The 22,157-nt window shown below is 54.7% G+C and carries 29 protein-coding genes; 23 read left to right on the plus strand and 6 right to left on the minus strand.

Annotated elements, in window-relative coordinates; genetic code table 11:
* The first annotated feature begins 40 nt into the window (after positions 1–40).
* The 16 genes from CKW15_RS28675 to CKW15_RS06575 all read left to right on the plus strand — a co-directional run bounded on the left by CKW15_RS28675 (position 41) and on the right by CKW15_RS06575 (position 10,659).
* Positions 41–700: a terminase small subunit gene (locus tag CKW15_RS28675; protein WP_095151875.1), complete on the plus strand. Its 660-nt coding sequence runs from the start codon at positions 41–43 to the stop codon at positions 698–700.
* Positions 663–1,949 (plus strand): terminase large subunit domain-containing protein, encoded by a 1,287-nt coding sequence (locus CKW15_RS06505; RefSeq protein WP_095151876.1) that lies wholly within the window; start codon positions 663–665, stop codon positions 1,947–1,949. Before CKW15_RS28675 ends, CKW15_RS06505 begins: the two co-directional genes overlap by 38 nt.
* A gap of 2 nt (positions 1,950–1,951) precedes the next feature.
* Positions 1,952–3,325, plus strand: coding sequence for a DUF4055 domain-containing protein (locus tag CKW15_RS06510; protein WP_095151877.1), 1,374 nt, complete (start codon positions 1,952–1,954; stop codon positions 3,323–3,325).
* 1 nt (position 3,326) lies between these two features.
* Positions 3,327–4,442: a hypothetical protein gene (locus CKW15_RS06515; protein ID WP_095151878.1), complete on the plus strand. Its 1,116-nt coding sequence runs from the start codon at positions 3,327–3,329 to the stop codon at positions 4,440–4,442.
* A gap of 104 nt (positions 4,443–4,546) precedes the next feature.
* Complete coding sequence (locus tag CKW15_RS06520) at positions 4,547–5,284, plus strand: DUF6651 domain-containing protein (RefSeq protein ID WP_095151879.1); 738 nt, start codon at positions 4,547–4,549, stop codon at positions 5,282–5,284.
* Between the two features lie 9 nt (positions 5,285–5,293).
* Entirely contained in the window at positions 5,294–6,262 is a 969-nt protein-coding gene (locus CKW15_RS06525) for a major capsid protein (RefSeq protein ID WP_095151880.1), read from the plus strand.
* Between the two features lie 49 nt (positions 6,263–6,311).
* Positions 6,312–6,590 carry a hypothetical protein gene (locus CKW15_RS06530; RefSeq protein WP_095058034.1) on the plus strand — a complete coding sequence of 93 codons (279 nt, stop codon included), beginning with the start codon at positions 6,312–6,314 and terminating at the stop codon, positions 6,588–6,590.
* Between the two features lie 3 nt (positions 6,591–6,593).
* Positions 6,594–6,971, plus strand: a complete 378-nt coding sequence (locus tag CKW15_RS06535; protein ID WP_095151881.1) for a hypothetical protein — start codon at positions 6,594–6,596, stop codon at positions 6,969–6,971.
* Positions 6,972–6,973: 2 nt separating this feature from the next.
* On the plus strand, positions 6,974–7,360 hold the full coding sequence (locus CKW15_RS06540; RefSeq protein ID WP_095151882.1) for a glutamate 5-kinase: 387 nt from the start codon (positions 6,974–6,976) through the stop codon (positions 7,358–7,360).
* Entirely contained in the window at positions 7,360–7,740 is a 381-nt protein-coding gene (locus CKW15_RS06545; protein ID WP_095151883.1) for an HK97 gp10 family phage protein, read from the plus strand. Before CKW15_RS06540 ends, CKW15_RS06545 begins: the two co-directional genes overlap by 1 nt.
* Positions 7,737–8,129, plus strand: a complete 393-nt coding sequence (locus CKW15_RS06550) for a phage tail terminator-like protein (protein WP_095151884.1) — start codon at positions 7,737–7,739, stop codon at positions 8,127–8,129. The genes CKW15_RS06545 and CKW15_RS06550 overlap by 4 nt, the downstream gene beginning before the upstream one ends.
* An 8-nt stretch (positions 8,130–8,137) precedes the next feature.
* The gene (locus CKW15_RS06555; RefSeq protein ID WP_095151885.1) at positions 8,138–8,557 is read left to right on the plus strand and encodes a hypothetical protein; all 420 of its coding nucleotides are present in this window, start codon (positions 8,138–8,140) and stop codon (positions 8,555–8,557) included.
* 73 nt (positions 8,558–8,630) lie between these two features.
* A complete protein-coding gene (locus CKW15_RS06560; protein ID WP_177450553.1) occupies positions 8,631–9,551 on the plus strand; it encodes a phage tail tube protein in 921 nt (306 codons plus the stop codon).
* 72 nt (positions 9,552–9,623) lie between these two features.
* Positions 9,624–10,109 (plus strand): hypothetical protein, encoded by a 486-nt coding sequence (locus CKW15_RS06565; RefSeq protein WP_095151886.1) that lies wholly within the window; start codon positions 9,624–9,626, stop codon positions 10,107–10,109.
* Positions 10,110–10,111: 2 nt separating this feature from the next.
* Positions 10,112–10,351, plus strand: a complete 240-nt coding sequence (locus tag CKW15_RS28680) for a hypothetical protein (protein ID WP_095151887.1) — start codon at positions 10,112–10,114, stop codon at positions 10,349–10,351.
* A gap of 35 nt (positions 10,352–10,386) precedes the next feature.
* Positions 10,387–10,659, plus strand: coding sequence for a hypothetical protein (locus tag CKW15_RS06575; protein ID WP_095151888.1), 273 nt, complete (start codon positions 10,387–10,389; stop codon positions 10,657–10,659).
* Here the strand turns inward: CKW15_RS06575 and CKW15_RS06580 are convergent.
* Positions 10,637–10,864 (minus strand): hypothetical protein, encoded by a 228-nt coding sequence (locus CKW15_RS06580; RefSeq protein ID WP_095151889.1) that lies wholly within the window; start codon positions 10,862–10,864, stop codon positions 10,637–10,639. The two genes, CKW15_RS06575 and CKW15_RS06580, sit on opposite strands and share 23 nt — an antisense overlap.
* A gap of 219 nt (positions 10,865–11,083) precedes the next feature.
* Between CKW15_RS06580 and CKW15_RS06585 the strand changes: the two genes are divergently transcribed.
* Positions 11,084–11,761 carry a PDZ domain-containing protein gene (locus tag CKW15_RS06585; RefSeq protein WP_095151890.1) on the plus strand — a complete coding sequence of 226 codons (678 nt, stop codon included), beginning with the start codon at positions 11,084–11,086 and terminating at the stop codon, positions 11,759–11,761.
* A 139-nt stretch (positions 11,762–11,900) separates the two neighbouring features.
* Here CKW15_RS06585 and CKW15_RS06590 read toward each other — a convergent pair whose 3' ends face one another.
* Positions 11,901–12,164 (minus strand): hypothetical protein, encoded by a 264-nt coding sequence (locus CKW15_RS06590; RefSeq protein WP_095151891.1) that lies wholly within the window; start codon positions 12,162–12,164, stop codon positions 11,901–11,903.
* A gap of 146 nt (positions 12,165–12,310) precedes the next feature.
* On the opposite strand from CKW15_RS06590, the gene CKW15_RS06595 reads away from it, so the two are divergent.
* The 3 genes from CKW15_RS06595 to CKW15_RS06605 all read left to right on the plus strand — a co-directional run bounded on the left by CKW15_RS06595 (position 12,311) and on the right by CKW15_RS06605 (position 15,143).
* Positions 12,311–12,607, plus strand: coding sequence for a zinc ribbon domain-containing protein (locus CKW15_RS06595; protein WP_095151892.1), 297 nt, complete (start codon positions 12,311–12,313; stop codon positions 12,605–12,607).
* A 54-nt stretch (positions 12,608–12,661) separates the two neighbouring features.
* A complete protein-coding gene (locus CKW15_RS06600) occupies positions 12,662–14,617 on the plus strand; it encodes a tape measure protein (protein ID WP_095151893.1) in 1,956 nt (651 codons plus the stop codon).
* A gap of 316 nt (positions 14,618–14,933) precedes the next feature.
* Positions 14,934–15,143, plus strand: coding sequence for a hypothetical protein (locus tag CKW15_RS06605; RefSeq protein ID WP_060543699.1), 210 nt, complete (start codon positions 14,934–14,936; stop codon positions 15,141–15,143).
* Positions 15,144–15,496: 353 nt separating this feature from the next.
* On the opposite strand, the gene istB is transcribed toward CKW15_RS06605, so the two are convergent.
* The 3 genes from istB to CKW15_RS06620 all read right to left on the minus strand — a co-directional run bounded on the left by istB (position 15,497) and on the right by CKW15_RS06620 (position 18,334).
* Positions 15,497–16,240, minus strand: coding sequence for an IS21-like element helper ATPase IstB (istB, locus tag CKW15_RS06610; protein ID WP_060543700.1), 744 nt, complete (start codon positions 16,238–16,240; stop codon positions 15,497–15,499).
* Positions 16,237–17,787 (minus strand): IS21 family transposase, encoded by a 1,551-nt coding sequence (gene istA / locus CKW15_RS06615; RefSeq protein ID WP_060543701.1) that lies wholly within the window; start codon positions 17,785–17,787, stop codon positions 16,237–16,239. The genes istB and istA overlap by 4 nt, the downstream gene beginning before the upstream one ends.
* Positions 17,788–18,046: 259 nt before the next feature.
* Positions 18,047–18,334, minus strand: a complete 288-nt coding sequence (locus CKW15_RS06620; protein ID WP_060543702.1) for a hypothetical protein — start codon at positions 18,332–18,334, stop codon at positions 18,047–18,049.
* A 112-nt stretch (positions 18,335–18,446) separates the two neighbouring features.
* On the opposite strand from CKW15_RS06620, the gene CKW15_RS27965 reads away from it, so the two are divergent.
* A complete protein-coding gene (locus tag CKW15_RS27965; RefSeq protein WP_060543703.1) occupies positions 18,447–19,487 on the plus strand; it encodes a hypothetical protein in 1,041 nt (346 codons plus the stop codon).
* 345 nt (positions 19,488–19,832) lie between these two features.
* On the opposite strand, the gene CKW15_RS06630 is transcribed toward CKW15_RS27965, so the two are convergent.
* Positions 19,833–20,063 (minus strand): helix-turn-helix domain-containing protein, encoded by a 231-nt coding sequence (locus CKW15_RS06630; protein ID WP_082457623.1) that lies wholly within the window; start codon positions 20,061–20,063, stop codon positions 19,833–19,835.
* Between the two features lie 108 nt (positions 20,064–20,171).
* Here CKW15_RS06630 and CKW15_RS06635 point away from each other — a divergent pair, with 108 nt between their 5' ends.
* Together CKW15_RS06635 and CKW15_RS06640 are read left to right on the plus strand one after the other, a co-directional pair.
* The gene (locus CKW15_RS06635) at positions 20,172–20,756 is read left to right on the plus strand and encodes a hypothetical protein (RefSeq protein ID WP_060543704.1); all 585 of its coding nucleotides are present in this window, start codon (positions 20,172–20,174) and stop codon (positions 20,754–20,756) included.
* Positions 20,756–22,141 carry a DEAD/DEAH box helicase gene (locus CKW15_RS06640; RefSeq protein ID WP_060543869.1) on the plus strand — a complete coding sequence of 462 codons (1,386 nt, stop codon included), beginning with the start codon at positions 20,756–20,758 and terminating at the stop codon, positions 22,139–22,141. The genes CKW15_RS06635 and CKW15_RS06640 overlap by 1 nt, the downstream gene beginning before the upstream one ends.
* The last annotated feature ends 16 nt before the right edge of the window (positions 22,142–22,157 follow it).

A 22,157-nucleotide genomic window follows, 5' to 3' on the forward strand; every position in this document is an offset into this window, starting at 1 on the left:
AACACTTTTTTGCGAGGCACCAAAGTCTCAAGGAATCCCTATGGCGCTGACAGCAAAACAGCAGCGCTTCGTCGATGAGTACCTGAAAGACCTGAATGCCACGCAAGCCTCTATCCGTGCGGGTTACAGCAAGAAGACAGCCGCATCCATCGGACAGGAGAACCTGACAAAACCTGAGATTGCGAAAGCATTGAAGGAGGCGATGCAGGGAAGGTCGGAAAGAACAGCCATAACCCAAGACATGGTGCTGCGTGAGCTCGCCAAGATCGGCTTCAGCGACATCCGCAAGCTAGTGCGCTGGGGTGAGACTCAAGTCCGGATGGTTGACGCTGAAGAAGGTGGGGATGACGACCTTGTCCCGTACCACGGCCTTGCACTTATCGACTCAAGCGAAGTTGACGATGACACCGCCGGCGCCATCGCCGAGGTTTCTCAGGGGCGCGATGGGCTCAAGGTAAAGTTGCACGACAAGAAAGGCGCGCTGGTCGACATCGGTCGCCACCTCGGCATGTTTGCACCACCTGGTCACGCCGACCTTGATGCCGAACTGAAGCGCATCGAGGTCGAGAACAAGCGCCTGCTGAATGAGAAGCTGCGCCGCGAACTGGAAGACCCGGATAAGGGCCTGCCCGAGCCCAAGCAAGTAATCATCGGGGTTGAAGATGCAAGCGATCCTGATGCTGAACAAGCCTCAATTTGAGTTCATCAAAAGTCACTACAAGTTCATGGCCTTCGTCGGAGGCTACCGCAGCGGTAAGACCTTCGTCGGCTGCGTGCGGATGTGCATCAATGCTTTGGAGTTCCCTGGTATTCCCCAGGGCTACTTCGCTCCCACGTACCCGCAGATCACCGACATCTTCTACGACACGCTCCCGGGAGTCGCAGAGGCGTTCGGTTTGTTCGCTGACATCGTGGCGAGCAACAAGCGTGTGTATCTGCGGGACAAAAAAGGCAGGTGTCTTTCCACCATCGTCTGCAAGAGCATGGAGCACCCGCACCGCATCGTCGGTTTCAACATCGCTCACGCGCTGGTCGACGAGATCGACTGCATGCCGATCAAGAAGGCCGATAGCGCGTGGAAGAAAATCATCGCACGGATGTCGACAGTCTGGCCTGGCCGTGAGCAGAACACCATCGACGTCACGACGACGCCTGAAGGTTTCAACTGGGTCTATCGCAAGTTCATCAAGGAGCTGGCTGCCGACCCGTCGCAGCGCGAGTTCTACGGAATCGTGCACGCTTCGACACGGCAGAACGCCAAGAATCTACCGAAGGACTACATACCGTCCCTTCGCAAGTCATACCCAGCAAACCTGGTCGATGCGTACATCGACGGTAAGTTCGTCAACCTGACGTCGGGCAGCGTGTACCCGAACTTCAATCGGGTTACCTGCCATACCGATGAGGAAATTCGCCCGGGCGAGGATCTGCATATCGGGATGGACTTCAACATCAACCGGATGGCGGCCTGCGTATTCGTCATTCGCAACGGCGAGCCGCTGCTACTGGATGAGCTCACCAACCTGTTCGATACGCCGGCCATGATCGAGGCGCTGGATACGCGCTATCAGGGTAAGCACAAGATCACCGTCTACCCGGACGCCAGCGGCAAGAACCGCAAGAGCGTCAACGGCAGCGAGTCGGATCACAGCCTTTTGAGACAGGCCGGCTACTCGGTGCGTGTCAACCCATCAAACCCGATGGTTCGTGACCGGGTTCTGGCAGTCAACGCCATGTTCCTCAATGGCGAAGGCCATCGCCGCCTGAAGGTCAATACGGACAAGTGCCCGGTAACCACTCAGGTTCTGGAGCAGCAGGCCTACAACGAGCAGGGCGAGCCCAACAAGGACGGCACGGAAGACCCGGCCGACGCCTTTGGCTACTTCGTCGTGCATCGATACCCGATCGTCAAACCGGCGAAAACCCAAACCCAAGACCTGAGAATTTAACCATGAGCAACGACGACCCGAGCATCAAGCTCCCGGCGGTAGACCGCATGCGCGAGTATTGGGCCATTGTCGATCCGCTGATGGGCGGGACTCAGGCCATGCGGGCGGCTGGCAAGGCCTTGCTGCCTCAGTACCCGGCTGAAAAGGATGACACCTACAAAGAGCGTCTAGCCCTGTCCACGCTGCTCCCGGCCTATGCCGAGACGGTAAGCAGCAGCACATCCCGAGTATTCGCTGAGCCCCTTCAGTTGGGTGAAGACATTCCAGAACCGGTCAAGCTGCTTTGCGACGATATCGACCTGGGCGGCAATGACCTCAATTCGTGGTCGGTCGAGTGGTTCCGCTCGGCGCTGGCCAGTGGCTTGTGTCACGCGATGATCGAGCATCAGCCAACCCTCGATGCTGAGGGCAACAAACTGTACAAGACCGTCGCCGAGGAAGAGGCGGCAGGGGTTCGCCCTTACGCCGTCATCATCAAGCCGGGCCAGGTGCTCGGCTGGCGCTTCAGTGGCGGCAAGCTGATGCAGGTTCGCTACATGGAGTCGGTCGAGGTCGCAGACGGTGACTTCGGCATCAAGTGCGTGGATCAAGTCCGCGTGCTGGAGCCGGGCAGCTGGCGTACCTACCAAAAGGCCGAGAAGGGTGGCGCCTGGGAGCTGAACGGGCAGGGCCCGACCAATCTCACATACATTCCATGGGTGACGTTCTACACGGGCCGCACAGGGCCGATGACGGCTAAGCCGCCACTGCTTGAGCTGGCCCACCTGAACGTCAAGCACTGGCAGTCACAGAGCGACCAGGACAACTTGCTGCACGTTGCCCGCGTCCCGCTGCTGTTCGTGTTCACCGACAATGAAGAATTCCAGCTGACTATCAGCTCGGCCAGCGCGACCCGCATGCCGAAGGACGGCAACGCCAAGTACGTCGAGCACACGGGGGCAGCAATCACCGCCGGCCGCGACTCACTGAACGATCTGGTCGACGATATGCGCATGGCCGGGGCGAAGCTTCTCCAGAAGGACAAGCAGGTCGTGAAGACGGCGGCACAGGCTAACGAGGAAGCGGCGCAGGAATTGTCCCCGCTGGCTCGCCTGGCTGGCCAGTTCGCTGACTGCATTGCCCAGTTGCTCCAGATTCTGGCCGATTACGGCAGCCTGGGCGAAGGTGGCCACGTCGAAATGCGAGGCAACTTCGACAGCGACTTCGCGCCTGAAGTGTCTCTGCCCAACCTGATCAGCATGGCCAACTCCGGCAAGCTCAGCGACGAAACGCTCTACTCCGAAATGCAGCGCCGTGGCGTCATCAGTGACGAGATCGACTGGGAGTCCGAGAAGGCGCGCATCGAGGAACAAGGACCAGCACTAGGGGCGCTCTGATATGGCAACGGTCAACGAGCAACTGCAATCGGCATCGATCGGTCATGCGGTTGACCTGCAACACCTCAGCAATTCCGAGGCGCGCAAGGTCATCAAGCTGCTGAACAGCGTGGATGCCGACCTTCGCGCCAAGCTGATCGATGCCATCGAGCGCCTGGGTGCCGACTCCTACACGGCCAAGCACCTCAACGCCGTGCTGGTCTCGGTGCTGGAGCTGAACAAGTCGATTTATGCCTCGATTGGCGAGGTCATGGCTGAGTCGGTCGTCGACATCGGCCAGTACGAGGTCGAGTATCAGGGGGCGCTGTTCACGCGGGTCATTCCCGGCCAGGTTCTGGTCGAGGTCAAGCTGAACACGGTCAACCTGGCGCAGGTGCGAGAAATCGCGCTCAGTCGACCATTCCAGGGGCGCTTGCTCAAGGAATGGATAGGCGACCTTGAGGCAGGCCGGGCGGCGAAGATTCGCGACGGCATCCGCATCGGCATGACCGAAGGCCAAACCACTGACCAGATCGTTCGTCGCATCATGGGTACCAGGGCCGAGGGCTACGCTGACGGCTTGATCGAGCGCAGTCGGCGCGACCTTGATTCAGTGGTGCGGACGGCGATCAGCCACACAGCACAGGGCGCCCGCGAGGCCTACTACCAGCAAAACGACGACCTTGTCGACGAGGTTCGCTGGCTCAGCACCCTAGACAACAAAACATCCGCCCCGTGCAGGCTGCGTGACCGTCTCGTCTACACCAACGACAGCAGGCATGCGCCAGTCGGCCACAAAGTCCCCTGGCTCAGCGGACCGGGCAAGCTGCATTGGTGCTGCCGGTCGACCTCGATGCCGATCATCAAGAGCTACGAGGCACTGAAGCTGTCAAAGGGCCTGCCAGAAAGCACGCGGGCGAGCATGGATGGTCAGGTGCCGCAGTCCACGAATTACGGCGACTGGATCAAGTCGCAGAGCGCAGCAAGGCAGGATCAGGTGCTGGGTCCGGCGCGCGGCAAGCTGCTGCGTGATGGCGGGCTCGATCTGGATCAGTTCTACAACGACAAGGGCAAGCTGCTCACCCTTGATCAGCTACGCGAACAGGACGCCGCGGCATTCGCCCGAGCCGGCCTGTAACCACAAACCAAATCATTCAGCCCTGGCATACGCCGGGGCTTTTTATTGCCTGTCTGTTCGGATGAGCGGGGCGCACTGGGCCGGATGGCTCGCAAGGAGACAAGATGAAACTCAAGCTCGACGAAAACGGCCATGTAGTTGTCCAGGAAGGCAAACCGGTTTACGTGCACGACGATGGGAAGGAAGTGGTTTTCGATGCCCCTGGCACCGTGTCCACCATTACCCGCCTGAATGCCGAGGCCAAGAGTCACCGCGAGCGCGCCGAGACTGCCGAGAAGACCCTGAAAGGGTTTGATGGTATCGCCGACCCTGCCGCGGCTCGCAATGCGCTGGACGTTGTGTCCAAGTTGGATCAGAAAAAACTGGTGGATGCCGGCGAGATCGACACGGTACGCAGCGAAATCAGCAAGGCCTTCCAAACCCAGCTGGATGAAGCCAACGGCAAGGCGCAGACCTACGAGCAGCAGCTGTATGCCGAGAAGATCGGCGGCAGTTTCGCCCGCTCGAAGTACATCGCCGACAAGTTGGCTGTGCCGGTGGACATGGTTCAGGCCACCTTCGGCCAGAACCTGAAGATCGAGGAAGGCAAGGTCGTCGCTTATGACACCCAGGGCCAGAAGATTTTCAGCCGTGCGCGTCCGGGCGAACTGGCCGACTTCGACGAAGCCATCGAGACACTTGTTTCGCAGTACCCCCACCGCGACCACATCCTGAAGAGTTCCAACGCCAATGGCGGCGGCGCTCAAGGCGGTGATGGCGGCAATTCCGGCGCCAAGGGCAACTTTGGCGGCAGCAAAGCAGATCGCGTAGCAGCCATTAAGGCCATGACCGCAACAAGTTAAGGAGCAACTATGTCCCTGTCGAACATGAAGGTATTCAACGAATACCTCAAGAAAACCACCATCGAAACCCTGGCGCAGGACGTTGAAAAATTCAACGCCGCCTCCGCTGGCTCCATCCGCCTGACCACTCAAGGTATCGACGGCGACTTCCTGCAAGAGTCGTTCTGGGCTGGCCTGCACAGCGCTCAGCGCCGTGTTGACCGCTATGCCGCCAACGGCGCGCAGGCTGCAACCCCGCTGACCCAGAAGCAGTACGACTCGGTGAAGATCGCCGGCGGCTTCGGCCCGATCCTGTGGGAGCCTTCGCAGCTGTCGTGGGTTGAGAAGAACCCGGAAGAAGCCCTGGAAGTGATCAGCCGCAACCTGTCCGAAGCCATCATGTCGGACCAGCTGAACACCGCCATCGCCGCCCTGGTCGCCGCCATTGGCAACCAGCCAACCGCCACCAACGATGTGTCCGCCACTCTCGGCGTGGACTACGTCGCCATCAACAACGCTCACGCGCTGTTCGGTGATGCCTCGCAGCGTCTCATTGCGCAGGTAATGACCGGCGCCATGTATCACAAGCTGATCGGCAAGAACCTGGTCAACGCCGAGAAGCTGTTCACCTTCAGCGGTGTGCAGGTTGTCGACATCCTGGGCAAGGCCGTGATCATCACCGACGCCGCCGCGCTGTACGAGGCTGGCACCCCGAACAAGCAGAAGGTGCTGAGCCTGGCCGACGGCGCTGCGATGGTGATGGATGGTTCCGACCTGATCACCAACATCCAGACCTCCAACGGCAAGGAGCGCATCGAGACCACCATGCAGGCCGACTACACCTTCGGCATGGGTCTCAAGGGCTACACGTGGGACACCGCCAACGGCGGCAAGTCTCCGACCAGCGCTGAGCTGGCCACCGGCACCAACTGGGACCTGGTTGCGAACAGCATCAAGGCCTCCGCTGGCGTTATCACCATCGGTGACGCCACCAAGTAATCGAGACGGCGGCCTTCGGGTCGCCTGATCCACCTGCCAGGAGTCCACCATGGACGAGAAAGTCGTTTACGAGAAACACCCGGTGACCGCTGAACGCAAGGCTGAACTGCGCCAGAAGGGTTACAAGATCATCGACGCCAAGTTCGCGCCGGATGACTACAAGCACCCTGAGCCGATGAAGAAGGGGGCTTCGGGTGGTGACAAGCCGTCCAAAGGACTGCGGGTCGAAGAGATCAAGGTGAAGCTGACCGAGAAAGGCATTCAGTTCGATGCTGAAGCCGAGCGGCCAGCCCTGGCCGAGTTGCTCGACAAGGCTGATCAGGAATAACCCATGACCGACTTCATCACTGTTGCAGACGTTGACGCATTGCTGGGGTCGGGCTGGGCGGGTGCCGGTGATCCGGTTATGTCTGTGATGCAGGCCAACGCCTGGCTGACCAGCAAGATTAAGCGTCCTGTTCCCGCCGAAGTACCGGCCGAGATCAAGCAGGCCGGCGCCCAAGTTGCAAAAGTCGCCTCGACTGGATCCCTGTACAAGGCCACCGACCGCGAGACGGCCAGCGAGTCGGTATCGGCTGTCTCTGGCACGTCCGTCAGTGAAACCTACGTTCAGGGCTCTGTCGCGCTGTCTTCTGGGGAGAACTTCGCCTTGGCGCTGATCTACCCATGGACCACCGGCACCAATTCCATTCCGATGGTGAGGGGCTGAGCATGGGCCTACAGGAAAAGCTTCAGACCAAGCTGGCCAAGGCGTTCGACGGGAAGCTGGCCGATGCTGTGTCGGCGTTCACTGGCTCGTATCAGGGGCCAGGCGTGTGGGACCCGGTCGAGGAAACCACCACGGCCATCACCGTGACCTACACCGGGCGCGGCGTGCTGGCCAAGTACGAAACCAAGCGCATCGACAACATCAACATTCTGTCGGGCGACCTGCAGCTGATCGCGCTGACCAATGAGGTCACGGACCGTCCAGCAGAAGGGCACACGATCGCGGCGCCGGATCTGGCCGACCGGGCCAAGAGCGTCAGTTACGTAGTCAAGGGCGTGCAGGTTGATCCGGCGTCAGCTACCTGCCAGATACAACTGAGGGCGCCGTAATGGGCACGGGGTGGAGCTTTCCGCCGAGCGCCTTTGTGGTGCAGATCGATGAGGAAGTCAGCAAGAGGGTCAGAAATATCGCCTTAGCGCTGCTCGGCGAAATCATCGAGAAATCACCGGTTGATACTGGTCGGTTCCGTGGCAACAACATCGTCAGCATTGGCTCGCCGGTCTACACATCCACAACTGAAGTTGATCCGAGCGGTAACGAAACGATCAGGCGAGGCGGGGCAGTCCTGTCGGGTCTGGAGCCGTACACCCAAGTCTTCATACAGAACAACTTGCCATATGCCGAGCGCCTCGAAAACGGCCATTCAAGCCAGGCGCCGACCGGTATTTATGGGCTGTCCTTCATCGGCGTGAGCGAGGTCTACAAGTGACATATGAAGACATCCGCAAGCTGATCACGGCGCGCATGGTCGCCTTTGCCGGACTGCCGCAGTCGAGCATCAACTACCCGAACACCCAGATATTCACGCCGCCAGCTGACGGCCTCTGGTGCCGCCTGAACATCCAGCACGCAACGGCCTTCATGGCTGGCATGGCTGACAAGCCGTACACCCGCAAGCCCGGGCAGATCAGCATCCAATGCTTCGCCCGGGTCGGCACCGGCATGAAGGCGCTCAACGTCCTGTCGGATCAGCTCGAAGCGCACTTTGCCTACTGGCAATCGGGCGATCTCGAATGCATGGAGGCGAGCCAGATCCCGGCCGGAGAGTTCGAGGGCTTCTATCAAATCAACGTCAACATCCGGTTTCGCGCCGGCTGAGAGGGAAAATGCAAAGCCACAATTTCAAGCCAGGCGTGTCAGGGTGGAAGCTCCACAAAAATGGCGCGTTTGAATTTCACTCGTCGGGCGACCCATGCCTTGCCAGTCTTGGCAAAAAGGAACAGCCAAAGCCATTTGTCGTAGTCGACGGCGTGACCTACATCAGCGAGGCCGAGGTGGAGCGCGGATCAATCACCAATGCGAAGATCGGCGATAGCTGGTCGATCAAGATGGAGTTGCGCGACGGGCAATATTTCGCGGACGGGATTGGTCTTGGAGTAGGTCAGTGTTTTTGTAAGGGCGGATTCACCGGTGACGGCCCGAAGTCTGCTGATCTAGGCCTCGTTGATCTGATCCGAGAAGCCGCATCGAAAGGCGCGAGCGACGGATACCGCGCAGTGCTGGAAGATCTCAAAAAGTCCACCTGAGCAGAACGCCTTCTGATTCATTTCTTAACCCGCCTTGAGCGGGATTTTTTATGCCCGCAAATAGGAGGCTCCAATGAGCTCTGGCGCAAAAGTCGTTTCACACATCATCGCTGAGGTGACGCCCGGCGTGACCCCGGCCGGCACTTGGGACACGCTTCGCTTGACTGGCAATGCGCTGACCCCGACGGTCAACACCCAGGTCAGCGACGAAATCACCGACACCCGGCTCAGCCAAGGTTCGGTGGCCACCAGCATCGATATCGGTGGCGATCTGTCTGCCGAGCTCTCGTTCGGCTCGTTCGATCAACTGCTGGAAGCGGCGTTCTACGGTGCTTGGACTGCTGACGTCCTGCGCGTTGGCGATACCCGTCACACCTTCAGCATCGCAAAGGGCTACAACGACGTCGGCGTCTACGGTGTGTTCAAAGGCGCACATGTGTCGACCTTTGCACTGGACATCCCGTCCGACGGCAAGATCACTGCCACCTTCAACATGGCATGCCTGGACTACACCGACAGTGAAGTGTCGATCGTAGTCGCGCCGAACGCACCGACAACCACGCCTTTCCTGTCGAACAACAACGTTGGCACGATCCTGGTGAACGGTCTGTCGCTGGAAGGCGTGGCCTGCGTCTCGGCCATGACTGTGAATCTCGACAACAGCTTGCAGGCTCAGCGCTGCCTCGGCTCCGACAGTCTTGGCCCGGGCGCGCATATCGCTACCGAGGCCGCCATTACCGGCAGTATCACTCTGGCGTGGTCCAAGCGGGCGTGGGAGATCTGGAAGAACACTTTCACCCGGACCCCGATTGCCGTGGTGTTTCCGATTACTGATGCCCTGGGCAATAAGTACACCTTCAACTTCCCGGCCGTGGAAGTGGATGGCGAGCTTCCGAATGGCGGTAAGCGTGACCTGATCGAGATTACGTTGGACTACACCGTCGCCAAGCTCAGTCCGACCATCACCCGCGAAGCTGCTGACCCTACTCCGTAACACCATTTGACCGCTCCGGCTCAAGCGCCGGCCGGGGCGGTCCTTTTATTGGCGTGGCGTTGAGGAATATCCATGGCTTTGCGACTGATCAAGAAAGACCAAGCAGGCACCGGCCTGCGCTGGGCGAAGTTCGACGACGACACCAAAGTGCTGCTGGCCGGTATCGACAACTCCGAATACCAGGTCGCGTTGGAGCGCATGCGCCGCCGTATTCAGCGCAACGATGCGCGGTTTGAGGAAGGGCAGGTTGGCGTGATCGCGGGCGAGATGACCGAGCATCAGAACCATTCCATGCTGCTCAGCCACTTCATCGTGAAGGACTGGGAAGGCGTACTGGACGCCGAGGGCAACCCAATCAAGTACAGCCCAGCGATCGCCGCTGAACTGCTGGAAACCAATATCGAGTTCTTTGTCTTCGTTCTGCGCGAAGGCGCGGCAGCTGCCAATGACGCAGCAGAAGAGCGAGCCGAGTCGGTGGGAAAGCCGTTGCCCGCTTCGAATGGGAGCAAGAGTGGGGCGGGGAAAGCGAAAAGCGTCGGGCGGTCTACTCGCGCCTGAAACTGGCCGTACCTGACGAGCCAGAGAGCGACCCGCTCACGGCCTACCTGCTGAACCTTTATCGCAACGTCTGCCGAGGTCGCCGGTACATCGCTGGCATGGCCGGTGCCTTCCCGTTACCTCTGTCGGCGCGTGAGATATCTGATTGGCTGGAATCGCATCCATCGCCATTACCGCGTGATGAAGTCGACGAGGTGGTGTTCGCGCTGGATGCGGTGTGCCTGGCGGGGAGTACGGATTGAAATTTCATGATGCGGCAGGGCCGCAGGAGAATGGGATGAGCAAGCATTTTTTAGTTGAAGATGATGGGTCGATTTCTATCAATGGGGCAGAGGTTTTGAGGTCGCAGCGGGTTGTCTCGGCTGCCGGTGTTTCTTTGCCGGCTGACTTCGGCAAAAAGCAACAAGAAAAAGCCGACCTGCTTGGGCGTCGGCTTTCCGATTTAGAGGCCGGATTGGAACGCCTCAAGCGTACCGACGAAGAAATTCGTCAGCACGCGACTCAGTTCAAGCAGTTCATCGAGAAGCTTACGGCTGCTGGTCCCGAATGAGGCACGCGGATTTCGCTGTCTCGATCACTTGGTTGTAAGTTTTGTTCTTCCCCGTTTCGTCTTCTTTATGCGGTACGCGCATCTGCTCAATGAGATCGGTAAATAGTGTGAGGTCCAGCGCGTCTTTCTTCCTCACCGCTGCAATTAATGCGGTGATGATCTGGCTTTGGGCGATTACGGTTTCTTTGAGTGCTTCGTTTGACATCTTTACTTTCCTTGCTTCATCCGCGCCGAAATTGGCGCTACCCCAGTCCTTGGGCTTGCAGGCAAAGGACTGAGTAATCCTATTGTGGGCAGAAGGCTACTATTCAGAGGCAGCAAGTAGCTACTGGGGATTCGTACAGGCGCACCTCAATTGGACAGGTTCATGCCAAAACAGTAGCTTTCAATTCACAAAAGAAAATCACCTGCATCAGGGAAGGCTATGTCGATCAAGCTCATGACGTTAATGGTTACAGCAACCCCACTACTGGTGAGCTGCATTTTCCTTCCGATGAGCGCCGAGGAAAAAGCGAAATACGCTGAATTTCATCGCCAAACCGAGTCTCCGGCAACTTACGAAGCTATGGACTGCAATACACTATTAATTACGCAAACGAGCTACGAGCAGTACGCAACTCCCAGAACGGAGAAAATCCGGCAAGTGATTGGTCAGGTAGTTACTCAGCGAGGATGTACGGGCACGGTCGCAACCAATCCAGGGGTTGCAACGAGCGCTTCACCAGCCACGCAGATTGTTCCAAGAGCTACCCCAAGTCAGATTCCTTTGGCGGCGGTGCCGGCACCGGCTGTCAAACCGGTTCCTGTAGGACGTTTAGGGGCGCATATAAGTCCAGTGACTCCGGCAGTAGTCAAAAGCTTCGGTTTAGCCTCTGAAAAGGGTGTTTTGGTTTTCGGGCCAGAGACAGGAATCGATGCCGCGAAAATGGGGCTTCTACCTGGCGATATTATTTTGGAGATCGCAGGCACTCCGGTGAATAGTCCTCCTGAGGTTACAGCCATCATTAGCCGCATGACCCCGGGTGATAACGCATCAATAAAGGTATGGCGCTATCGTGCCGTCACCGACGTTTGGATCGAGGTTTCCGATAGCCAACTGTGAGCCAACCTTGGTAAAGCCACAGCGTCGTGCAATCTCGGTGATACAGTCACCTCTTTCAGGGCGAGGAAGAAGCATAAAGCCCAGCCACCCGCTGGGCTTTTTGCGTCTGGTGGACGTGGGGCTCGCCCGGCGAGCCGGGCTAATCTTGGATTGCGTTAACCTGCTGATCGAGAAGCTCCAGAAGCATCTGGTCGTGTGATGCGCGTGTTGCCATATAGAACATGCATCGATCCAGAAGGATCCGTTTCATGCTCCTGGCCGACGCAAGGTGCCTGGGTTCGACAGAGATCGTCGCGGTCTTGCCGCTGCGAGTATCGGTCACTTCCAGGTGATAGCGCCCAATCAAGCCGTCGTCTCGTTTGGTGTGGCCGAGGCATTTGAAGTTGAGGGCAGTCTCTGTCATACAGGTCTCCATGTTGACTGAATGTGTGTAAATCCTTCATCTCAAGCCCAGCTCGCGTTGGGCTTTCTCGTGCCGGGGATGCGTACAGGCAGTTTTGGCGCTTCCTGTGGATGGTGGTAAATTGCTGCCATAAACAAGGAGACGTCATGGAATATCTCATCATCTGGATTGCTATTGCAGCGCTCAGCGGTTACTACGCGAATCAAAAAGGTCGAAACGTGGTTGGCTGGGTGGTTCTTGGTTTCTTCTTGTCTGCCTTGGCGCTCGTTGTTCTTTGGTTTCTTCCGCCGCTGGGTATTGATGATGAAAAGAGCAGAGAGATAGCGAGAAAGTTTGGCGTGTCAGCCCGGTATAGAAAATGCCCTGCATGTGCGGAGCTGGTACAAAAAGAGGCAGTCAAGTGCAAGCACTGCCAGACGGATTTGCCGGCTCTTGCCGAGTAAACGAAACATCACAAAGACCCGCTTCGGCGGGTTTTTTTGTACCTGGAGATTGATATGACGCAGACCTCACGCCTAGTTATTGAAATTGATAGTCGCGACGCAGAGAAAAAAGCGGAGGACACTCGAAAAGCATTAAGCGAACTTGAGGATCAAGGTTTGCTGATAAATCCGGCACTAAGCTCGGCGAGTAAGGCTATCCAGAGTGTGGGGGCCAGCGCGCAGTCCACAACACCACAAGTTAAGGGGATGGAACGTCAATTCCGTTCATTGGCGGCCATGGCTTCCGGGCTTGCTGCCCCCCTAGCAGCCGCCTTTAGCGTGACCAAAATCAGTCAGGCTGCCGCCGAGTACACCAATATCACGAACCGCTTAAGGCTGGTCACCGAAGGAAGCCAGCAGCTCAGCAAGGCGCAGCAAGACGTATTCCAGGTGGCACAGAATTCGCGGCAGGCGCTCGACACTACTGCCCAGGTTTATCAGCGCATTGCGCAAAACGGCAAGCAGCTTGGGTTGTCTCTGGGCCAAGTAGCTAGCATCACCGAAACGGTAGCCAAATCCGTTGCTCTCAGCGGGGCAAGCGCTCAGGCAGCTGATGCATCAATGGTCCAGTTCGGACAAGCTCTTGCATCTGGCACGCTTCGAGGTGACGAGCTTAATTCGATCATGGAGCAGACACCCGCTCTTGCCCAGGCAATCGCGCGCGGCCTTGGCGTTACGATCGGCCAATTGAGAACGATGGGGGCGGAGGGAAAGCTAACCTCGGAAAGCATCGTTCGAGCCTTGGAAAACCAGAAGGGGAAGGTTGACGAGCTCAGCGCAAGCTTGCAGGTAACGTCTGGGCAGGCCATGACCGCGTTCAACAACTCCCTGATTGTGACCATTGGCAAGCTGGATGAGGCTACAGGTGCCAGCAGCAAATTTGCCAATAGTATTCTGGCGCTCTCGCAGGCAGTAGATAGATACAACTCCGGTGAATTCCTGGACTTTTTCAGGGATGACAAGCAAACCGTGGCCGGCTTGAATAACCAGCTAAACGTGACGCTGTCCCAGGTGCGCGACTTGACCGACGCCCGCGCCAAGCTGGACAAAAATAACGCAAGTGACACCGTTTTCTTCAAGTTCAAGTTCTATGATCGCGCCGAGATAGACGAAGAAATCTCCGGCCTACAGGCAAGGGCTGGCACTATTTCTGCGCTAACCAATCGCATGCAGAAAGGCGCTGTCGATCTTGGCTCTCAGAAGCCAGCCGGTGATGCACCGAGCGCAACCGTAAATCCGGCCTACGAGAAGCTTCTAACCGACCTAAAAAAACAGGCGGCGCTCCAGGGCGAGAACACCGAGGCGGCGAAAGTTCGATACGCGATCGAGAGCGGCGAATTAGGAAAATTGTTGCCGGCGCAACAGCAGCTCCTCATCCAATACGCGAAGGAAAAGGACGCCAAGGCCGCTAGCGAGGCCGCCACGAAGAAGGCGGTCCAAACCAGCGAGCAGGCGCGGAACGCAACGCAGCGCGCATTCGATACTGCGGGCGAGAACTACCAGCGTCAGATCGAATTGATAAACGTCACAACCGATAAGCAGAACGAAGCATCCGAGGCTACGAAGCTAGCCTTCGAATTGGAGAGCGGCAAGCTCGCCGGCCTAACTGCGCAGCAACAGACCTACCTTCGGGGCAAGGCCGACGAATTGGATGCTTTGAAAAAGATCCAGGCAGCCAACGAGGCGGACGCCAAGTTCAACGCATTCCTCTCTGCCCAGGAGAGCCAGACTCAAACGCAGAAAAACGGCTACGACATGGATCTGGCAGGGCTCGGATCGAGTGATAAAACTCGCGAAAGGCTCCAGCAGGAGATGCAAATAAGGCAGCAGTACGAGAATGACTTAAAAGCGCTGGCAGCTCAGCGAACCAGCGGCGACCTCACCCAAAATGACTACGTCCGCCAGACTGAAGCGTTACGTGAGCAACTTGCAGAGAGATTGGTGATTCATGGGAAATTGCACTCCACTTGACCACCTATTTGCATTGCATCTGACCAGTCAATTGCATTCGACTTGACCACCCGTTTGCAATCGACTTGACCAGTCAATTGCATTCGACTTGACCAAGATGATTTAAATTGAGGTCTCACCAACTACGGGCCGGCTGGCAGAAAATTTTTGCCTCAACCTCCCTGACTATCGCCCCCTAAGTTCTGATGGGGGCCGCATGAGAGAGCTGGAGATAGCACCTGGATTACGCACCTGAGCTCCGTTGGGGCTAGCATTGAGGAAGACAATCGAAGTATCCGTCTTCAGGTCGATCATCTGTGGCAAGGATCATTCATCGATGGGCATCGAGCAGACAAGAACGTTGATCAGCACCCGCAGCGAAGAAAACGCCAATCGACTATTGACGGCAGGATGGACTCTGTTACTTGTGGCAGACCGCTGCGAGGGTGAGCACCAATGGCTGGTCTATCAGTTCGCGTGGCAGCGTGAGGGTGAGCCAGTGGAGATCACGTTTACTGGCGTCGAGCCTGGCCCAGAAGCTTTCTAAAATTGATCCGCCTGTTGTTGTTCATGGCGTACGAAGCGGAGCCACCAATCTTATTCACGAGTTGTTAATTCGTAAATGCCGAAGGTGGTCCAGTTAAGCAGCGTAGCGCAACAGTTGCCGTAGTGGCCTCCGTCGCATAACGTACGTTGACTCCAAGGAATGCTACCAAAGCAGCTGATACATTGTGCAGTGGGCGCGTGAACGCCTCACCGCATAGATAGTGCTAACAAACAATTAGTTACACGCCGATTGACCGAGCGTTTGCATTCGATTTGACCAGGTATATTGGATATAACCAGTGCCTGCCATTGACGCGCGCACCACCCGCACCAGCCACTTGCCTGGCGAAAAGCTCAGCGCTTGCGGCTTTTGATTTTGCGCATAGACTCCCCTTTGAGCTGGATAACATGAGATTTATGCACGATTCGATCAAGGATAGCGTCCGCAATCGTTGGGTCAGTAAACAAGTCATACCAACTCTCCTTTGGATACTGGCTGGTAATAAGCAACGAGCCGTTTTGAGACTGTTGATCAATGACATCCAGAAGGAAGGGACCAAGCTGCGCATCAATTCCACCGATACCAAGATCATCAATGATCAAGAGCTCGGTTCGGATCAATTGTCGACGAAGTTTGGGGAGTGTGTGATCCGCATAAGAAAGAGATATTTCTTCGAATAGACTTGTTGCTGTACGATACAGAGTATGTGAGCCAAGTCGGCAAGCCTGATTTCCAAAGGCACAAGCCAGCCAGGTTTTCCCAGTACCTGTTGCACCGGTGATGATTATGTTTTGTCGACGCCGTAGCCACTCGCATTCACCTAAGGTCATGACTACGTTGCGATCCAACCCGCGATTGGCTTTAAACTCGATATTTTCAAGGGTCGCTTCTGACTCACGCAGCTTGGCCGCCTTTAGCAAACGCTCAATCTTTCTGGTCTCGCGCTGACATGTCTCTGCCTCCATCATCAAACCAAGCCTCGTATCGAAAGGCTGTTTAAGCAGAGTAGGTTCTTCAAGCTGACGCTCATAAGCGATCGCCATTCCCGTTAACCCAAGATCCAGCAGTCCCTGAGCGGTGTTCAATGCTTGTTTCATACCGGTTCATCTCCCTGTACGGAGTAGTATTTGGCACCGCGAATATTTGAGTGCTCAATTAGCGGCGTTGAAACTTTGAACACAGGACGCCGGTCAGACCCGTTACGTAAAATTGACCGGAGTCGTTCCGTGCTCAAAATGTTAAGCGAGTTTGCATAGGCACAAGCCGACTCCAATCGAGACGCTTCAATTTGTCCTTTGCGCACGTCGCGTCTGAGCGCGACTACAGCCCGAAGCCCTGTGGCGAAGTCCCTTCTGTCATCGAGATTCTTTTTAGCGAAAAACAAAGTTTCTGAGCCGATACTCTGTGCCCAAGCCAATAACATCTCTGGTTGTGAATCCTGAAAGTGTTTGTGGTTACGAGGCAAATGCTCTCGTAATGTGCTGACTCCTCGACTGTGTTCCACACGATGTGTGCTGATGATTTGCCGTTGGAAACTGACGTCAAGCCACTCATCGTTTACGCGTAGATCTACAATTTGGTTAGCAAAATGAAAAGGGACCGAATAATGATGCTCGTTGAATTCAACGTGATAATTGCTACCGACCCGGATATGGTAAAACCATTGGCTATAGTTGTAGGCTCTCTCAGGAAGTGGCTGCAAAGCTGGTGACTCAATTTCAAGAAACCGCACCATTCTGCTTTTGGGATATGTTTTAGTAACTCTGTCGTTCAAAGCTCTTGCCCAATAAGTAATTTGCTCATTAAGTTCGTCTAATGAGAAAAATGTACGTTCGCGGAGCCTCGCGAGAACAAATCTTTGTACAATTTGAACACCTATCTCGCCCAGCGATTTGTCTTTAGGCTTGCGAGGCCTCGCAGGGGTGATGGTTATGCCATAATGTTCAGAGAGTTCTGAATATGCGCGATTCAATACAATTTGATCACGAGTTGTTTTGAGCACCGCAGCTTTCAAATTATCGGGGACAACAAATTTTGGTACACCTTCAAAAAACTCTAGGGCTCGCACGTGACAACGTAGCCAGTCCTGAGTTGTCTGACTTGCGACAGCTGTCGCGAATGTATATCCCGAGGCTCCCAGAACAGCGACGAAAACCTGAGAGAAACTGACCGTACCTGTTAATGGATCTGTTATAGGCATCGTGCGTCCGCAAAAGTCGACGAACATTTTGTCACCAGGCAGGTGCACCTGTCTCATGCTGACCTTTTGTGTGCTCAGCCAATTACGATAGAGTCGAGTGAACTGAGCATAGGAAACACCAAAGGGCTCTTCTTCCCTAAACTCCTGCCACAACAGCTCAAGCGTCATGTCAGGCAATCGAAGCTGTTCGTGGACATCCAGCCAAAGTGGACAAGCCTTTCTGTTAGCTGCCCCCTTTGTTTCGCTACACAGACGGGTAACAAGCATCTTATTGTCTAGTTCCCTGAGATTTTCCCAGGTTTCGCCGCTTTGTTTCAGCTGATCCCGAATTGTGCGAACCGTATTGTGAGATACCTTCGCTAGCCTGCCTATGGCCCGGTTGGACAGATTATTATCCTCCGCAAGGCGTAGTACCTCGCGTTGCTTTTCTATTGGTAGCCTCATCGTTGCTCCCCGCGATGGGCGCGTGAACGCCTCACAAATCGCGCCGTGTGGAATTTAAAGATGAACGGGGTTTGGCCGGCTTGACGCCGAACGCAGGGGAACACAGAATGGCAATGTCTTGGACTTGAAACCTGACATCACCTTAAAAAGCCTGGGGCGCCAACCCCGGGCTTTTTTGTGCTCCTGAACTGTCGCTTTACGGTTCAGTCGTCTTTCATGTCGTTACCTCTTTTTCCTATGGCTGATCTTATCGATCGCGTCATTGAGCTTCTATTTGCACTGCCTCGGGCAGCTGTGTCGATGTGAGACGCTGCCTGGCAATCCATGTCGCCACCTCTTTAGATAAGGCAAAGGCCCCGCGCCGGTTTGGTACGTCGAACAGAGGCACCTCGATTCGCCCTCTCTGCTTGGCCTTGCGAAATGCTTCGTGGGACGCGTAGCCCAATTCCCGCCACAACGCGGTACTACCGAGCATGAGTCCGTAGCGCTCTACAAGGTCGTGTTCCAGTTCGGAGGCGAGTGCCTCTATCTCGTTGTGTTCATTCATGACGCGGTTTGTCCCGTGTAGTCACGCTGCATATTAGTAAACGGCTCACTTGCGTTCCAGCCGTAAGTCACCTACATTTTTTACGGTACAGTTTTTCACGAGGCCACAGTAAATGACTGATATTTCTAGAGTAAATGGGGTCGATATCGAGGATACGCAAAAAAAACGGAACAAATTTTATGAAAAAAATTCTACCCCGCGGAGCCCAATTGAAACGATGCGAGTACGCTACTGGTACGAAGGGCTAAAGCAGCGCACTCTCCTATCTTCTGCATATGCATTGGAAAAATACTTTGAGAAGGAGTCGTTTAAACGAAATGGTAATGGGACAATCCGTCATTATCGAAGTAAATGGTCAGGTTATGACAAAGACCTAAACACCCCGAAGTCCGAAACTCTCAAGCGCGTTGAGCTTCTCGCACCTGGTTCAACTCGAGAGTTGGGACATCCACTATGGGAAATAATGCGGTCGGTAGGTAAAAAGAGTGTCGATGCAGATGCATACATGAGAACACTTAGTGTCGACATACAAGCGGTAATTTTTTCGTCAGAATTTTCAGGCTTGTCTGCTTACTCGAAACGAGTGCCTGTTACACAACGACTATTAGAAATGCTTGAGAAGCGAGCCAGTCTCGACTGTGTAGCTTGTCTCATTTGCTTGATACTTGAAGCGACACAGCAAAAGCGCAGTGCAACTGCTGTGAAAGCGGCGCGTGCTTTGCACAATGTACTTCTAATGATTGCAATTGAACTCCAAGCCCGAAAAATTGCGTCTCCATTCTTGGATTGGGTAATTGAGCACATCTTGCCTCTAGGGGTTTTACCTCATCTTAAATTATGGATGATAACTAGCGACTACGTGTTTGCGTCCGCCCATGTAAACGTGATGGTTTATCAGACTGCGTCTCGACAGGGGAAAAGCCTGGATTGGCCTCATCGTGTCAAGGTTATGCAGCGGTTGATTCAAGGGAGAATGGGGTTCGATGTCTACTATGCCATGAGACCTCATTTTGAAATTAGGTCTGACCTTAAAGACATCCCAATTAAGCTGGTCAAGGATTTCGAGCGTGCCTCTAAACTTCGGACCTGGGGCTGGAAATGTATTCTTGAAGGGCGATCAGAACGCGTCCCTCCGAAGGAACTTTTCCAGTAAAGGGGGCCGTACTGAAAGAATACCCACTTCGAAAAACGATGGGGCTTGGCCGGAAGGAGCGAATAAAACATGAAGAGACTTTGTAGTTATCAACGATGCCGGGACACGGCGTTAATTTTTTTGGCCGAACTGGCGTCAGCCCACATTTGAATCGATCAGAGATAATTCAGTTGTACCAATGTATCAAAAGATGGCTGATTTCGCGCTAGGCTTTTGAACCGTTCTGAAGCCCACGATTGGTATCCATTCAGCTTTCGAACTGTGATGCTAGATGTCGAACCAGTTCGGTTGTGCAGTCCGGTGCGCGAGTTGTTTTTCACAAAAGCAGTGGGTCCAGTTGTTTTCTTACAGGTATAAGTCTGAAGTTAGAGGTGGCAATAACGTTGCTGGTTCACACTCCAATATGCCGGCTATTTGGTATAGCTTTTCTATCGTTATATTTACCTCTCCTCGCTCAATACGTCCCATATAGCTACGGTCGACTTTGCAAATGAGTGCCAGATTATCTTGTGAAAGGCCTTTGGCCTTTCTTTCTGCCCGAATGTTTTTGCCCAACACCTTTGCCAGTTGCTGCATAGCCGCCTCAGCCCACTTGAGACGGCACTATCCTGTGTTTGCGGACGAATCGACCACGGACTATAATCCGTATTTTGGCCGTTCCGTGATTCTCCCTCAGGTACCTGTATGAAATCTGATTCTTTCACCTTCGACAGGCAGCTGTATGCCATGCTCCAGCAAGAGGGTTTCGAGCATTTTACGACCCGTGATGTGCGAGATGCCTATGCTAGACACCTCGAAGGAATGAATGTCCGCCTGAGTGACGTACGACGGTATGTCTATAAACAGATTCGACGTATGTTGCACGTAGGCTGGATTGTCCAAGATGAAGATCGCCGTAAGCGCGGACAGGTCTATCACATGCGATCAGTCCCAGATCATTTACGGCTGAATCTCGTCGACTCCGAGTTTGTAAGCAAACCCGCCTGCACAACCAAGGTTAGGAAAGGGCCCGCACGTGACCTTCCAGCCACACCCAAGGCATCGCCAGATACAAATGTGACTCAGCATTTAGAGACCCTGCTTAAGGAGGTCCGACTGGATTTCCTTTCGTCAATGGGGGAAGCGGAACGCTATAAACAGATATTAGAGGAGATGCCACACATTAGAGAGCAAGTAGAGGGTGAGTACCTGCAAGCACGAGATAGAAGCTCACGCCTGTTGGGCCACCTGCGTGCGGTCGAGAAGACATTGAAGACACTCACATCATGATGAATGGATCACTGAGGAATTGGCAAAGTAGGTGCATTGATACGGCTCTGAACCATTATATCTCTAGCCCTCATCTTTTCTGTCAGGCGACGCCGGGCGCTGGGAAGACCCGAATGGCGGCAGAATTGGCAAGCCGTCTTCTGGAGCGCGACAAGATTGATCTGATTCTCTGCTTTGCACCTTCATGCCAGGTAGTAGAGGGTTTCCGGACTACATTTTCTAAAGTGCTCGGTCGGCGTCTGGATGGTTTGTTAGGAGCAATTGGTGCTGCTTGCACCTATCAAGCGATGGAATATCGAGAGGAAGCCTTTTGGAAGCTTTTTGATGAGTATCGAGTTTTTGCTGTTTTCGATGAGATTCATCACTGCGCGGGGCACGACTCACTATCAAGCAATTCGTGGGGGCAACAGATCATTCAGCGTGTACAGGACCGTGCAGCGTTCACTCTGGCGCTATCGGGTACACCTTGGCGCTCCGATCAAAATGTTATTTCTCTGGCACGGTATTCAACCCCGGAAGGTGAGTTGATTTGTGATTACCGCTATGGGCTTAAAGAGGCCATCACCGATCGCGTTTGCCGGTCACCTCGCATCGTTTTAATGGATAACCAAGAGGTACGCCTTATGGAGGACGGGGATAATTACGGTTCGGTTAGGCTGTTTCCTAGCATTGCAAATCTTTTAGACGAATCTCCCGTTTCTTACGAGGACCTGCTTTACCACGATGACATTCTCTGTCAGCTATTGAGCAAGGCATGCGAAAAACTTAACGATGTCAGAAAAGAGAAGCCGGATGCGGCAGGCTTGGTAGTTGCCACAAATATTAAACATGCTCACCAAATAGCTTTAGAGTTAAAGGCAAAGGGCGAAATCTGCTGCGTCGTGACAAACAAAACGCCGGATGCCCAGCAGATAATAAATAGTTTTAGAAATAGTCATTGTCGATGGATAATTTCAGTTGGGATGATTAGTGAGGGTACAGATATTCCTCGGCTTCAGGTCTGCTGTTATCTGAGTCGCATTCGCACCGAACTGCACTTTCGACAAGTACTGGGAAGAGTTCTTCGGCGGATAGGGGAGTCTGATGATCAAGCATGGTTTTATGTTTTAGCCGAGCCATTACTGCAACGCTATGCGCAGCGACTTGCCGATGATCTACCCGAGGATTCAGCAGTCTGTATCCAGGTTAAAGTCCCAGCAAAAGAAGCCCGTGGTGAGGAGTTAAATGTTGAGGATCCTGATGAATATTTCGAGATAAATAGCTCTGGATACTTGGAGTCAAAATATCAGGTTGGTGATTTAACACCTGATGAGTTTCGATTGGAGTCGACCTTCGCCGTAAATTTTTCGCAGCACTTTCGACATCAGTTGCTGAGTGTTTTCTGATTGAATAATGCGCACT

This window comes from Pseudomonas sp. Irchel s3b5 (assembly GCF_900187435.1).
GTDB lineage: Bacteria > Pseudomonadota > Gammaproteobacteria > Pseudomonadales > Pseudomonadaceae > Aquipseudomonas.

Coding starts and splice junctions, on each gene's coding strand:
- CKW15_RS06525 (WP_095151880.1), top strand. CDS start 5,294: ATGTCCCTGTCGAACATGAAGGTATTCAACGAATACCTCAAGAAAACC.
- CKW15_RS27965 (WP_060543703.1), top strand. CDS start 18,447: ATGACTGATATTTCTAGAGTAAATGGGGTCGATATCGAGGATACGCAA.
- CKW15_RS06540 (WP_095151882.1), top strand. CDS start 6,974: ATGGGCCTACAGGAAAAGCTTCAGACCAAGCTGGCCAAGGCGTTCGAC.
- CKW15_RS06630 (WP_082457623.1), bottom strand. CDS start 20,063: ATGCAGCAACTGGCAAAGGTGTTGGGCAAAAACATTCGGGCAGAAAGA.
- CKW15_RS06575 (WP_095151888.1), top strand. CDS start 10,387: ATGAGCAAGCATTTTTTAGTTGAAGATGATGGGTCGATTTCTATCAAT.
- CKW15_RS06520 (WP_095151879.1), top strand. CDS start 4,547: ATGAAACTCAAGCTCGACGAAAACGGCCATGTAGTTGTCCAGGAAGGC.
- CKW15_RS06510 (WP_095151877.1), top strand. CDS start 1,952: ATGAGCAACGACGACCCGAGCATCAAGCTCCCGGCGGTAGACCGCATG.
- CKW15_RS06530 (WP_095058034.1), top strand. CDS start 6,312: ATGGACGAGAAAGTCGTTTACGAGAAACACCCGGTGACCGCTGAACGC.
- CKW15_RS06580 (WP_095151889.1), bottom strand. CDS start 10,864: ATGTCAAACGAAGCACTCAAAGAAACCGTAATCGCCCAAAGCCAGATC.
- CKW15_RS06565 (WP_095151886.1), top strand. CDS start 9,624: ATGGCTTTGCGACTGATCAAGAAAGACCAAGCAGGCACCGGCCTGCGC.
- CKW15_RS06620 (WP_060543702.1), bottom strand. CDS start 18,334: ATGAATGAACACAACGAGATAGAGGCACTCGCCTCCGAACTGGAACAC.
- CKW15_RS28675 (WP_095151875.1), top strand. CDS start 41: ATGGCGCTGACAGCAAAACAGCAGCGCTTCGTCGATGAGTACCTGAAA.
- CKW15_RS06505 (WP_095151876.1), top strand. CDS start 663: ATGCAAGCGATCCTGATGCTGAACAAGCCTCAATTTGAGTTCATCAAA.
- CKW15_RS06585 (WP_095151890.1), top strand. CDS start 11,084: ATGTCGATCAAGCTCATGACGTTAATGGTTACAGCAACCCCACTACTG.
- CKW15_RS06595 (WP_095151892.1), top strand. CDS start 12,311: ATGGAATATCTCATCATCTGGATTGCTATTGCAGCGCTCAGCGGTTAC.
- CKW15_RS06515 (WP_095151878.1), top strand. CDS start 3,327: ATGGCAACGGTCAACGAGCAACTGCAATCGGCATCGATCGGTCATGCG.
- CKW15_RS06555 (WP_095151885.1), top strand. CDS start 8,138: ATGCAAAGCCACAATTTCAAGCCAGGCGTGTCAGGGTGGAAGCTCCAC.
- CKW15_RS06640 (WP_060543869.1), top strand. CDS start 20,756: ATGAATGGATCACTGAGGAATTGGCAAAGTAGGTGCATTGATACGGCT.
- CKW15_RS06590 (WP_095151891.1), bottom strand. CDS start 12,164: ATGACAGAGACTGCCCTCAACTTCAAATGCCTCGGCCACACCAAACGA.
- CKW15_RS06545 (WP_095151883.1), top strand. CDS start 7,360: ATGGGCACGGGGTGGAGCTTTCCGCCGAGCGCCTTTGTGGTGCAGATC.
- CKW15_RS06605 (WP_060543699.1), top strand. CDS start 14,934: ATGGGCATCGAGCAGACAAGAACGTTGATCAGCACCCGCAGCGAAGAA.
- CKW15_RS06600 (WP_095151893.1), top strand. CDS start 12,662: ATGACGCAGACCTCACGCCTAGTTATTGAAATTGATAGTCGCGACGCA.
- CKW15_RS06535 (WP_095151881.1), top strand. CDS start 6,594: ATGACCGACTTCATCACTGTTGCAGACGTTGACGCATTGCTGGGGTCG.
- CKW15_RS06635 (WP_060543704.1), top strand. CDS start 20,172: ATGAAATCTGATTCTTTCACCTTCGACAGGCAGCTGTATGCCATGCTC.
- istA (WP_060543701.1), bottom strand. CDS start 17,787: ATGAGGCTACCAATAGAAAAGCAACGCGAGGTACTACGCCTTGCGGAG.
- CKW15_RS06560 (WP_177450553.1), top strand. CDS start 8,631: ATGAGCTCTGGCGCAAAAGTCGTTTCACACATCATCGCTGAGGTGACG.
- istB (WP_060543700.1), bottom strand. CDS start 16,240: ATGAAACAAGCATTGAACACCGCTCAGGGACTGCTGGATCTTGGGTTA.